The 13,148-nt window shown below is 41.3% G+C and carries 7 protein-coding genes and 4 pseudogenes; 5 read left to right on the plus strand and 6 right to left on the minus strand.

The window, feature by feature from the left end:
- Positions 1-193: 193 nt before the first annotated feature.
- Positions 194-1,498 (minus strand): nucleotide disphospho-sugar-binding domain-containing protein, encoded by a 1,305-nt coding sequence (locus tag RM368_RS36280; protein ID WP_322698545.1) that lies wholly within the window; start codon positions 1,496-1,498, stop codon positions 194-196.
- 112 nt (positions 1,499-1,610) lie between these two features.
- Here RM368_RS36280 and RM368_RS36285 point away from each other — a divergent pair, with 112 nt between their 5' ends.
- Positions 1,611-1,838, plus strand: a complete 228-nt coding sequence (locus RM368_RS36285) for a hypothetical protein (protein ID WP_322698552.1) — start codon at positions 1,611-1,613, stop codon at positions 1,836-1,838.
- On the opposite strand, the pseudogene RM368_RS36290 reads toward RM368_RS36285, so the two are convergent.
- Positions 1,765-2,881 (minus strand): annotated as a pseudogene (locus RM368_RS36290) (IS630 family transposase). The gene RM368_RS36285 and the pseudogene RM368_RS36290 overlap by 74 nt on opposite strands.
- A gap of 391 nt (positions 2,882-3,272) precedes the next feature.
- Entirely contained in the window at positions 3,273-3,542 is a 270-nt protein-coding gene (locus tag RM368_RS36295; RefSeq protein WP_322698550.1) for a hypothetical protein, read from the minus strand.
- A 165-nt stretch (positions 3,543-3,707) separates the two neighbouring features.
- Here RM368_RS36295 and RM368_RS36300 point away from each other — a divergent pair, with 165 nt between their 5' ends.
- Positions 3,708-5,105: an ISLre2 family transposase gene (locus RM368_RS36300; protein ID WP_322698546.1), complete on the plus strand. Its 1,398-nt coding sequence runs from the start codon at positions 3,708-3,710 to the stop codon at positions 5,103-5,105.
- 152 nt (positions 5,106-5,257) lie between these two features.
- On the opposite strand, the pseudogene RM368_RS36305 reads toward RM368_RS36300, so the two are convergent.
- From RM368_RS36305 to psbA, 3 genes and pseudogenes are all read right to left on the minus strand, one after another.
- Positions 5,258-6,028 (minus strand): annotated as a pseudogene (locus RM368_RS36305) (FAD binding domain-containing protein).
- A pseudogene (locus RM368_RS36310) lies at positions 6,015-6,428 on the minus strand ((2Fe-2S)-binding protein); the annotation flags it as partial. The pseudogenes RM368_RS36310 and RM368_RS36305, both read right to left, overlap by 14 nt.
- 240 nt (positions 6,429-6,668) lie before the next feature.
- Complete coding sequence (psbA, locus tag RM368_RS36315) at positions 6,669-7,751, minus strand: photosystem II q(b) protein (RefSeq protein WP_322698548.1); 1,083 nt, start codon at positions 7,749-7,751, stop codon at positions 6,669-6,671.
- Between the two features lie 162 nt (positions 7,752-7,913).
- Here psbA and RM368_RS36320 point away from each other — a divergent pair, with 162 nt between their 5' ends.
- From RM368_RS36320 to RM368_RS36330, 3 genes and pseudogenes are all read left to right on the plus strand, one after another.
- The gene (locus tag RM368_RS36320) at positions 7,914-11,483 is read left to right on the plus strand and encodes an NB-ARC domain-containing protein (protein ID WP_322698549.1); all 3,570 of its coding nucleotides are present in this window, start codon (positions 7,914-7,916) and stop codon (positions 11,481-11,483) included.
- A gap of 458 nt (positions 11,484-11,941) precedes the next feature.
- Positions 11,942-12,843 (plus strand): annotated as a pseudogene (locus tag RM368_RS36325) (ISAzo13-like element transposase-related protein).
- A gap of 1 nt (position 12,844) precedes the next feature.
- A complete protein-coding gene (locus RM368_RS36330; protein WP_322698551.1) occupies positions 12,845-13,072 on the plus strand; it encodes a hypothetical protein in 228 nt (75 codons plus the stop codon).
- Positions 13,073-13,148: the final 76 nt, after the last annotated feature.

A 13,148-nucleotide genomic window follows, 5' to 3' on the forward strand; every position in this document is an offset into this window, starting at 1 on the left:
CACCACTCTCTCCAGCGACTGATTCCTCTTAAATTTTTGAATTTGGAATTGCTGGTCGTGTTTCCTCCCACTCCTTCAGTGGGGTGGGAGGAAACACATCAAAGCGAGGTTTTATGAAATTAGGTAAAAATTAAGCGCCAACATCACACAATCGCCTGTTTTTGCAACACAATCAGAATTAAACTTTAGACCGCTACTTGGTATCAACTGGCCGTTTCGTTGCTGCTAGATGTTCCAACAGCGTAGCAGCAAGATTTGGTGCATCATAACTAGCGATGTCAGCTTTCAAGCGCTCAGCATTTTGTCGATAGCGAGGTATAGCTAGGATTTCCTTGACAGATCTTTTTAGCTGTGTTGGCGTAGGTGCGTTAGTTTTGAGACTTATGCCCGCCCCAGCCCACTGTACCCTGGCACAGATCTCTGGCTTCTCCTCAGTTTGACCAGCAGTAACTAGTGGGATACCATTTGCCAGAGCCGTATGCACGCCATTGAATCCACCATTAGTCACCATAACATTGATGTGGGGTAGAAGATAATAATGAGGAATAAACTTTTCTAGCCTCACGTTGGCAGGAATAGGGTCGATTTGTATACTTTCGACAGGTTGACCGCCTGTTGTGGCAACAACCAGTACATCTTCATCAGCAAGTGCCTCAATTGTTGGAATAATCAAGTTGCTTGCTTCAGTGCCCACCGTCCCTTGTGTAACATGAATTACTGGTTTATCGCCTTTCAGGTCGTCCCACCAGGTAGGTGGTGTGAAATCATCCGGTGGATCAGGTAAGAACGGCCCGATAAAATGCACTTGAGATGGTAAATCACTGCGAGGGTACTCAAACCCCGGAACCGTTCCTTGTAGGTAGAGAAAGGGTGATAGAGCAGCTTCAAAAAAACCTTTGTGTTCTGGCATCAATCCAATGCTACTTCGAACTTGATCTAAGTAGAGAGTGACTTCGTTCAGCAAGACTCGATCGTAGAGCCAGTTCAAACAACGATTACGCCAATGCCCCAGTGTTGAGGTATCGGGTTGGATTCCTAATCCAAACGGTGCTGTATCACGACTGTTAAATGGTAATCCAGTGATACCAAAAGCTGCCCAAGGTGGACCCCCTTTTTCATAAATCCAGGAGGCTCCCAAAAAAAATAAATCGGACAAAAATACATCAGCCGGGAACTCTTGGAGTATCTCGGTGCACTCTTTTGACTGCACTATAGCAGAGTCAATAAAACAGTGCTTGAGATAGAACTTAAACTGTGCCAGCCCTTTTAAAGATTCCCTTGTTTTTAACCAAGATTCAGGGATGGTTTCCATATTTGAAAAATCCAATCCTGTGCGGATAGGAACGTGGCGTGCGCCAGTAGCTTCCACCTTAGATTGGAAGCCAATTCCTGTGTACCACCACACTTCATGATTGCGCTTTACTAACTCACGAGCAATAGGCAATGCCGGATTGACATGTCCAACAGTAGGTATTGTTCCTATCAAAAAACGAGCCATGTTAAATCTAACCTCTAATAGAATGTCAAAACCCGGATTTCTCACCAAGATTGAAAGAAGAGGGGTCAAAAACTGCCATGTATGTTGCAAAAGAATTCCAGCAGCTTAAAGCATGAGCCCAAGTAAAAATCATTCTATACCGGAACAGTTCATATTTGGACAAGCAAAGTCATGTCCAGTAGTAGTTAATTTCAAGGGTGAGCCTGTAACATCGGATGCAGGATTAGCATTAATTGCGGAACTAGTAGTCTGCCAAGCCAATTTTGCTAGGTTAAATTTGGATATAAACGCTCCATTTTTCGGCGAGCATCTTTGGTTTGAAAACCCCAATAGACACTAGCTTTTTGCTGATTACGTTGTTTCTCCCAAACGGCAATCTCAGAAGTTAATGTTTCTGCATTAGGAATACGCCGTTCTAAACATTGGCGAGATAAAACAGATAATTCAATTTCTACTTGATTCAGCCAAGAAGCGTGTTTAGGAGTATAGTGAAACTCTAACTTTTGAATAATTCGATGTGCTTATTCTGGTGGAAAAACTTCATATAATGCACTGGGTGTATGAATATTCAAGTTATCAACTACTAAACGAATAACATCGGCATCTCGGTAGGAAACATCTACTAAATTTTTCATTTGTTTAGCAAAATCGGTTTTAGTTCGACGTTCTGTAACTTCGATATGCCGCCATCCAGCCAAGGGTTGAAAACATGCGAATAAATTTACTGTCCCGTTACGTTTATACTCAAAATCATAACATTCGGGTTGCTCTGGCTCTGGTGACAAAGGAAGTCTAGTCTTACTTCTTCTACTAATTGGTATGGACGTTCATCAAAGCAGACTATAGGGCGTTTAGGATCATAAGGCTCATTGTATAAATCCAGCACATCTTCCATTCGGAAAACATATTCTGCGTTAACTTCAGGAATACACCATTGTTCTTTCAACCAAGGCTTAATTTCATTTTTTTTAAAGTTTGACGTACTGTTTCATCTGAGATTGAATCTATGATACCAACGTTCACTAAATGATCTGCTAATAATTGCATTGTCCAACGCACTCTTCCTTCTGGCAGATTAGAACAAGCTGTTGCAATCAAAAATGCTTCTTGTTTTTCATCTAATTTTTTAGGTTTTGGTGGATGAACTTCATCCTTTAAAGCAAAATCTAACCCTCCAATGACAAATTTTTCTCGTATTCATTGCACTGTTGCAATATGCGCTCTAACTATGCTAGCGATCGCTTGATCCCTTTCTCCTTCAGAAGCCATCAGAAGAATGTTTGCACGGGTTATAGTTCTTGCTTTGTGCTTACCTTTTTTAATTATTGCTTGTAGCTGAGAAACTTCATTTTCATTCAAGTCAACAATGTACTTTTTCGCCATGTTACACCCCGTTTTTGGTTATTTTACCAATTAGAGGTATTACTTAGCAAAGTTACCTTGGCAGACTACTAGCCTAGTATTTTCCTCTAAAGTATCAAGAGTTTGCCAATTGCTATCTCACACATCCAAAACTGTTGTCGAACGAACAATATCTAAGTAAGTCGGCATAATAAAACCAAACTGTGTGAAGAAACGTAAACAAGACTCAAACCCTTTCTCACCCTGCCCCCTGCCCCCTGCTCCCTGCCTTATCCCAACAATAATTATTTACACCGACCTACTTACATCACTAGTTATTGTTACTAATTCGAGTCAACCCAATCAAACACATTCTGGGTAATTAAATATGTATGTACTACTGGCTAGCGATCGCCCCGTGCAGTTGCGTCACTTATAATAGTACTAAGTTACTATAATTTAGCGATCGCCTGTGCCAGTTGCGTAAGTCCTGTTTAAAAGTGGATGCATTCGCAGGTGAACCAATAAGAACTTGTTCTGCCTCGGTTGCTTTCCAGGGTTTTGTAGCAACTCCACCCAGGGCAATCCGTGCATCGGCAATTTGACCATCTTGAACGGGAGCAACGCGATTTTCTGAAGTCAGGTAAAAACGAGTGAAGATGCTCCCACTCCGAAGGATGCGATCGCTAACCTGATAGTTCAGTAGATGAGTAAATAGATACTTTTTATATAGCTCAGTGCTTCAGTAATACTGAGATAAATCTATCATTATGATTGTTAAGTTATCTAATGGCGAAAAAAGTGTAGGATTCCCTTGGAGTAAAAGTTTTGAGATTTAATATCAAAACAGGGAGTTTGCCGTCACTTCATGAATAAACATTTGAGTTTAGATTTAAGCACATTATTGTCAAAATTTAAAGAAAAAGTAACGAAACTTTTAGACATAAAAAATCTGAGTGAATGGTCGGCTCAGTCTTTTAAAGACACAGAAGAGGAAATTAGAAATACAGCCTTAAATTTGGCAGGAGAATGCGTAGCAGTTTTATTAAATAAACTGGCTAACTCTCAATCAGCTTTAGATACAGCAATCAGTCAAACAAAAAGTATGTCAAATCAAGTAATGAGAAAACATGGTAATTATACTAAGCATATATTAACAGTTGGTAATGTGAAAGTAACTCTTTCACTACCATATATGGTTGAGCGTCACCAACGATCACATCAAAAAGGTAAATATTTAAAGTTAGGATTCTGCCCTTTCCTTAAATGGTTAGGAATAGAAGAAGGATTAACACCATTAGTTTGGACAACAATTACAAAATATGGTGCAATAGCTGGTTCCTATGAAGCTGCACGTAATATCTTAACAGATTGGGAAATAAACATTAGCTTAAAACGAATAGAACGGATTACGTATCATTTTGGTAAAATTGGACTAAATTTACGCCAGTCTAAATTAAAAAGTTTAGAGATGGGTAATCTACCTACTCTTAATGTTCTCAAAGACCAGCGCGTTATTATTGCTGTAGATGGAGGGAGAACGAGAGTGAGGATTAATAAAAAGGGTAGACGGAAACTCAAGACTAACCGTCTAGGCTTTACTGGAGAATGGGTAGAGCCAAAATTATTAACTATTTATACAGTGGATGAACATGGTAAAAAAATTAGGACATCATCTCTATCTATTACTAATGATGGGACATATTTAGGCTATGAAGAGTTTCTCAAAATCCTAGAAATGTATTTAGTTAATTTGGGGATAAGCCAAGCTAAACAGGTTTTATTAGTGGCTGATGGGGCTGAGTGGATTTGGAAACATATTCCGCCTTTATTGAAAAAGATAAAATGTCCAATTACTACTTATCAATTATTAGATTTTTATCACGCTGCTTCACATTTACAAGATTTTGCCGATGCTGTTTTCACTACAGATAGTGAGCGTCAATCATGGTTTAAAAAAGCTCGTCAACTCCTCAAGCAAGGTAAATCTCTCAATTTAATGAGAAACATGGATGAATTTATTTCAACAGCAACAGGAGAGCGTTGTAAAATTTTAGTCCGAGAGCGTAATTACATTCTCAAAGCTTATCGCAGACGGCTATTAAACTATCACTTAGTCGCAGCGCATCACCTACCCTTGGGTAGCGGTGCAGTTGAAAGTTTAATCCGTCAAGCTGTTAATTTACGCATGAAGGGAAACAGTAAATTTTGGCTTCAAAATAACGCAGAGATTATGTTGCATCTGCGCTGTCAATGGATAGCTTGAAATTGGGACAATTTTTGTGGCTCTATTTTCAATTCTTTTCTTAGTTCCAGCACTGCTTGAACATTTTATACATTTTACTACACGCTGTTTTCTAGCGATCGCCTGGCCCTGAAGTGGGGCATATTCACTCGTTTTTACCCAACTTCAGAAAATCACGTTGCTCCCTCTTGAACATCCAAAGCCGCAGCTACAGAAACCAGAGCGAAATCATAGGAGGCGCGATCGCGCACTTTCAAATAGTGCGATTTAGCCGCAAAGGGCAGTGGTGGTAATTCAACGGCGGTAATCAGTTCTCCAGGTTGCAAGACGGTTTCGCGATCGGGAGTGTCTTCTGGCAACAGGTAAAAGTCGGCGATCGCAATCTGCCGAGTTCCCTTGGCGTTCTGCGTGTGAATAATGGCATCCAGAGCAACTAATGCCACAGCCATATCGGAAGGATGGGTGGAAATGCAGCAGTCGCTGGTGCCGAAAATGGCGTGAATGCGATTGTAACCCCCAATGGCAGCACAGCCTGAACCAGGGATACGTTTGTTACAAGATGAAAATCCAGCATCGGTGAAGTAATAACAGCGAGTTCTTTGTAATAAGTTTCCCCCAACGCTTGCCATATTTCGCAGTTGGGGAGATGCTCCAGATAAAAGTGCTTTCGACAACACTGGATACTGTCGCTGAATATTCTCGTCTTATGCAACATCACTATTTCGCACCAGTGCGCCGATGTAAATTCCGCCGTTGGGTAAGCGTTCAATTTGCGATCGCGGCAAATCATTGATATCGATCAACTGCTGCGGAGTTTCTACATCCTCCTTCATCAGATCCAGCAGATTTGTGCCACCTGCAATAAACTTTGCCTGATGGTCTTGGTTCGCAGTTCTCACCGCGATCGCTGCGTCTGATGTACGTAGATAGTTAAATAGTTGCATTCCCGGCCCTCACGCTTGCTGCTACAGACTGAATTGCTGCGACAATATTTGGATACGCCCCACAGCGACAAAGATTGCCACTCATCAGTTCTCGAATGTCTGCATCCGAATCTGCTTTGCCCTCACTCAACAACCCGATTGCCGAACAAATCTGCCCAGACGTACAATAGCCACACTGAAAAGCATCGTTTTGGATAAATGCTACTTGCATCGGATGGAGTTCATCTCCTTGCGCCAATCCTTTGATCGCAGTGATGGTTTTTCCCACCTGCATCACCGCTAGCGTTAAACAGGAATTCACCCGTCGTTGATCAATCAGCACCGTACAAGCACCGCACTGACCGCGATCGCAGCCTTTCTTACTTCCTGTCAGTTCTAACCGTTCTCGCAATAATTCTATTGCCCATCTTCTCCAACAGCGATGGCACTGTTTCGACCGCCGTAGGTGATCGCCAGCCGCAAGCAGAGGCTAAAAATGCTTTTAAAAACCTCTTAGTAAGAAACTTTAGAGCTTAGGTTTTACTTGGGTTGCCACAATGGAGTGATATCAAAGTCTCTTTCCCAGATAGGGAAACGTTAAAAAACCCGGCTTCAACAAAGTAAGCCGGGGTAAGCACTTATAAAAAATGACAGTTAAACCTTAGCTGTGGATAGCAGGGGCATTAAAAGCTACTGATGCAGCTTCACCCGCAGCCAAATCTAGAGGGAAGTTGTGAGCATTACGCTCATGCATTACTTCCATACCCAAGTTGGCACGGTTAATCACATCTGCCCAAGTGTTAATTACGCGGCCTTGGGAGTCGATGACAGACTGGTTGAAGTTGAATCCGTTCAAGTTAAATGCCATCGTGCTGATACCCAAAGCAGTAAACCAGATACCAATCACAGGTAAAGCTGCTAAGACAAAGTGCAGCCACCGGGAGTTTTGGAAGCTGACATATTGCCAAAATAGGCGTCCCAGATAGCCATGAGCCGCAACGATGTTGTAGGTTTCTTGTTCTTGACCGAACTTATAGCCATAGTTTGCAGATTCGGTTTCGCTAGTTTCACGAACTAAGGTAGAAGTCACCAAAGAACCGTGCATCGCAGAAATTAAAGCACCACCAAATACACCAATAACACCTAACTGATGAAATGGATGCATCAGGATATTGTGTTCAGCTTGGAAGACCAACATAAAGTTGAAGGTTCCAGAAATACCCAAAGGCATACCATCAGAGAAAGAGCCTTGACCAATGGGATAAATTAAGAAGACAGCAGTCGCAGAAGCCAGGGGAGCGCTATAAGCTACACAGATCCAGGGACGCATTCCCAAGCGGTAGCTCAACTCCCATTGCCGTCCCATGTAGCAAGCGCAACCAATTAAGAAGTGGAAAATTACTAGCTGGTAGGGCCCACCGTTGTAAAGCCACTCATCAAGGGAAGCTGCTTCCCAAATGGGGTAGAAATGTAAGCCGATCGCATTTGAAGAAGGAACAACTGCACCAGAGATAATATTGTTGCCATAAATCAAAGAACCAGCAACAGGCTCACGGATACCATCGATATCTACGGGGGGTGCAGCAATAAAGGCGATGATGAAGCAAGTGGTAGCTGTTAGCAGGGTGGGAATCATCAAGACACCGAACCAACCGATGTATAGACGATTATCGGTGCTAGTAATCCACTCACAGAAGCGCTCCCAGACATTGGTGCTAGAGCGTCTTTGTAAGGTAGTAGTCATAGTTTAGAATAATTTCAAGGATTTTGTTGATGATTTAAAGTTGTTGTTCGCCCTGAATCAACAACTGATAGCATCTTAAAAAAATTGCTAAATCTTTGCAGTAACTAATAGTTATTCAAAGTTACAAGTTGAAGTTAACTTTAGTAAGCAGCCTCTGGATAAATGACCGTCGAAGAAGCCTTAGCCATTGTTGAAATCGTTCTGGAAAAGACATCTCTAAATGACTTGCAAGAAATTATTTTTCGACAGTCATGGGAACAGAAAACGTATCCAGAGATTGCGGAAAAGTTTGGTTATGATGCCGACTACATCAAAATTGTTGGCTTTCGACTCTGGAAAATGCTCTCTAAGGCGATGGGTGAGAAAGTTACTAAAGATAACCTCCATTCGTCTTTGAGAAGATGGTGTTATCGTCAGAAGAATACTGGAGAAATCAAGCCTGATAATCCCATAAAAACTTATCAAGACTGGGGTGAAGCGCTCGACGTTTCGATTTTTTACGGACGTTTTCAAGAAATTGCCACCTTAGAGCAGTGGATTAATCAAGACCGTTGTCGATTAGTGGCACTATTGGGCATTGGGGGAAGTGGTAAAACTTCTTTATCTGTGAAGTTGAGTGAGAAACTTCAGGAAAACTTTGAGTATGTTATTTGGCGATCACTCTATAACGCCCCTACTATTGAAGCATTACTCACTAGCTTGATTCAAGTTCTCTCTCACCAACAGCAGGAAGATTTACCCGAATCTGTGAGCGATCGCATTTCTCGACTGCTTAACTATCTCCAAAAACATCGCTGTCTGCTAATTCTCGATAATGCAGAGACAATCTTAAGCAGCAATGAGGGTCGAACAGGTCAATATCGCTCTGGTTACGAAGGGTATGGCGAACTTTTTAAGCGAATTGGTGAGTTTCGCCATCAAAGTTGTTTAGTGCTGACGAGTCGAGAAAAGCCTAAAGAGGTGGCGGTACTTGAGGGCGAAAAGTTGCCTGTTAGAACTATGCAATTATCTGGTTTATCAATCGCTGATGGACAAGCAATTTTTAGCTGCAAAGGTAGCTTTATTGGCTCGATTGATGAATGGCAAACTCTAATTCAATCCTATGCAGGTAATCCGCTAGCACTGAAGATTGTAGCAACCACTATCCGGGATTTATTTGATAGTAATATTTCTAATTTTCTTGCTCAAGGTACTGTTGTCTTCGGCGATATTCAAGATTTGCTTGAACAACAGTTTCAACGTTTATCAGGTTTAGAAAAATCAGTCATATATTGGTTGGCAATCAACCGCGAACCTGTAAGTTTTGCCGAAATACAGGCTGATTTATTATCCTTGATTGCGTCTTCTCAACTTCTAGAAGCATTGTCAGCTTTAGAAAGACGCAGCCTGATTGAGAAAGGTAGTGGTTTATTCACACTACAGCCTGTGTTGATGGAGTACATTACTAGTCGTTTGATTCAAGAGGTTTGTGTTGAAATTGAAACTCAAAACATTTCTCTTTTCAAAACTCATGCACTGATGAAAGCGACGGCGAAAGACTATATCAAAGAAATTCAACTTTACTTAATTCTCAACCCTGTAATTAAAAAGTTACTTTCTTTGTTCGGAACGGCAAATCGCATTGAAGCTCAATTGATGACACTTTTGGCATCACTTTGCGGCAAAAACCCAATAGATGCTGGTTATGTGGGCGGAAACACGATTAATTTACTTCATCATCTGCAAGTAGATTTAAGTGATCGCAACTTTTCTAGTTTGACGATTTGGCAAGCTGATTTAAAAGGTGTGAATTTACACCAAACCAATTTCGCCTACTCAGATTTAACTAAATCTACTTTTACGGCAAATCTCAGCTATACCTTTACGCTAGCAGTTAGTCCAAATGGCAATCTTCTGGCAATCGGGGATACCCTTGGTCAAATTTCCCTATGGCAAATAACAGATGGACAGCAATGCTTAACCTGGGAAGCACACACAGGTTGGGTGCGTTCTATTGTATTTAGTGCCGATGGACAAACCTTATTTAGTGGCAGTGATGACCAAACTGTTAAACAATGGGATCTCACAGGTGGATGCCTACAAGTATTCAGGATGCACACAGGCTTTGTTTGGTCTGTAGCCCAAGCTCGGCAAGAGAACTATTCAGTCCTTGCCAGTGGTGGTATGGATCAAACGGTTAAATTATGGGATATTCAGACAGGGGAATGTCTGAAAAGTCTTGAAGGACACACAGATTGGATCTGGGCGATCGCTCTGAGTAAAGATGGTAAAACTTTAGCAAGTGGTAGCGCCGACTATACTATCAAACTTTGGCATGTTAATACAGGTGAATGCCAAAAAACACTGCAAGCACACACGGAGATTGTGTGGTCTGTAGCATTTAATGCTGATGATAAAATGCTGGTAAGTAGTAGCGCTGATGGCACTGTGAGGATTTGGGATTTAGAAGCAATGCAGTGTTTGAAAACTCTCCACGGTCATACAGGCCATGTCTGGTGTGTAGCTTGTAGTACTGATGGTCAAACGCTAGCAAGTGGCAGTGCTGATACAACAATTCGCTTATGGGACATTCACACTGGAGAATGTGTGAAAAATTTGTCAGGGCATACCCACACAGTGCGATCGCTGACATTCACTCCAGATGGAAAAACCTTGATTGCCAGTGATGATAACCAAACTGTTAAGTTCTGGAATATTCATACAGGACAGTGTTTCCGAACTTTTTGCGGACATGGTAGCGGTGTGTGGGCATTAGCGACCTCTCCAATTGATGAAAATGACCGCAGCCAAGTCTTAGCCAGTGGTGAAGACCAAACAGTTAAATTATGGGATATTAGTACTGGTAAGTGTATCAAAACCTTTACTGGTCATACTAATTGGGTACGAACCGTAGCTTTTCATCCCCAAGGTAATACCATTGCCAGTGGCGGTGCAGATGAAACAGTGAGAATTTGGGACATAGAGACAGGAGAATGTCTACAAGTCTTACGAGGTCATAGAAACTGGCTACTTTCAGTTACCTACAGTCCCAATGGACAAACCTTAGCCAGTAGTGGTAGCGACAAGCAGGTACGGATTTGGGATGTCAATACTGGAAAATGCCTCGGTGTGTTATGTAATCACACTAATATTGTCTCATCACTTGTTTATAGTCCTGATGGCAAGATGCTAATTAGTTGCTGTGCAGATTCCCTAATTCGAGCTTGGGATGTTGCTACAGGGGAATGCTTAAAAATTTTTCGTGGGCACACAAACGGTGTGTGGTCAGCTAAATTTAGTCCAAATGGGCAAACCTTGCACAGTAGCAGTCAAGATGCAACCATCAAAATTTGGGATTTCAAGACTTGCCAATGTCTAAGAACTTTGGAAGGACATACTGATGCTGTGATCAGTGCTGCCAGTCCTGATGGTTGTCTGCTAGCAAGCGGAGGAACCGACCAAACCGTGAGAATTTGGGATATGAAAACTGGGAAGTGCTTGAGAGTATTGATTGGACACACACGATGGATTTTTGCGATCGCATTTATCCATTCTCCGGTTAAAGGTCCAATTCTTGCTAGCAGCAGTGAAGACCAGACCATCCGCTTATGGAATGTCGAAACAGGTGAATGTCTGAAAATTCTCAGAACTCCTAGACCTTATGAAGGCATGAATATTACAGGGGTCGTTGGTTTAACGCAATCTGTGCGAGCGTCACTTTTGGCACTAGGAGCTATAACAGAAGGTTCTTAAATAAATTAAATATGCATAAGAGCCAGTCGATTTGGGGGAGTTGAAGTATGCTCGATTGTTAGAGTCTGCGGCAGCAATTGTGATTAAGCTGCTATTTTCTGGTCGCGATCCTTACCTGGAGTTTGGACTAATTTAGATTCAACCGGTAATTAAGAGAACAGCAAGACAAAGTTACCCAACTTCCTGGAGAAACTGAGTCAAGTTGAATCATGAGAAAAGGGACTTCCAGAAAATAAAACATACAGTTTATAAGAATGATAATCATTCCGAGGAGGGAAGGGAGAGGCTGCCGCAGGCAGCCTCTCCCTTCCCCAAATTGTAGTAAATTCAAGGATGATTCGATTTTTCGGTAGAAAAAGGTGTCTATACAATTAACCGATTCACTAAAACACTTGTTGAAGGAAACGGCACAGCTTCTTAAAGGAGCAGCCAAACGTAAATTTATTGCACAAACAGTTATGGCATTAGGATACGGAGGACACTCTCTGGCACAGCGAGAGTTGGGATGGAATCGTGTAACTATTAGTAAAGGAATTAAAGAATTAAATAGTGGTATCACTTGTATAGATAACTATCGAGGTCGAGGACGTTATAAAACAGAATCACATCTACCAAATCTTTTATCAGATATCAAAAAGTTAATTGATGCTCAAAGTCAGATAGACCCAAGTTTTAAAAGTCAACGGCTCTATATGCGTCTTTCTGCTGCCCAAGTGAGACATCAATTAATTGAGAAATTTGGTTATGCAGATGAAGAATTACCAACTTCAGAAACAATTCGCATTAAGTTAAATAATTTAGGATATCGTCTCAAACGGGTTGCCAAAATTCAACCTCAAAAAAAATTCCCCAAACCGACGCAATCTTTGAGCAATTAGCTATAGTTCATCAAGAGGCTTTGGATGACCCAAGCATTTTACGTTTAAGTTTGGATGCAAAAGCTCGTGTCAATATCGGTTCATTTGACCGTGGTGGTAGAAATCGAGCGCCAACAAAAGCTGATGACCATGACTTCCACCCCAAAACAAGCGTCACTCCTTATGGTATCTTCCTTCCAGAGCTTGACGAACTATTTTTATATTTTACAGAATCAAAAGTAACGAGTGATTTTATTGTTGATATTTTAGCAGATTTTTGGGAATCAGAAGGGGAGCGATTTCCAGAAATAAAGACTTTGCTTATTAATCAAGATAATGGAGGAGAGAATAACTCTCGGCGTACACAATTTATGAAGCGCATAGTTGAATTTTCTCAAAAATATCAACTCAACTTACGTTTAGCTTACTACCCTCTCACTATCACAGTAGATATAATCCCATTGAAGGACTTGGGCTGTACTAGAAAATTATTGGAATGGTAGTATCCTTGATGAAGTAGAAACAGCTTTAAATTTTGCCCATAACATGACATGGAATGGTAAACATCCTGTTGTTAAACTAGTCACTAAAACTTATGAGTTAGGAGTTAGGTTGACTAAAGAAGCTATGTCAGAAATTGAGAAGCAGATTATGCGTTTGACTGATTCAAGCCATGAAACTTTTCCAGATTTAGGGAAATGGTTTATTGATATTTGCTATGAAACAACATAATTGTTAAAAAATAATTTTTCAACAGGACTTACGCAACTGTCACAAGCAATGGCGCGGTGTAACCGCGCCGTGCGCC

Origin of the sequence: Nostoc sp. DedSLP03 (assembly GCF_034530815.1) — a bacterium.
Lineage (GTDB): Bacteria > Cyanobacteriota > Cyanobacteriia > Cyanobacteriales > Nostocaceae > Nostoc.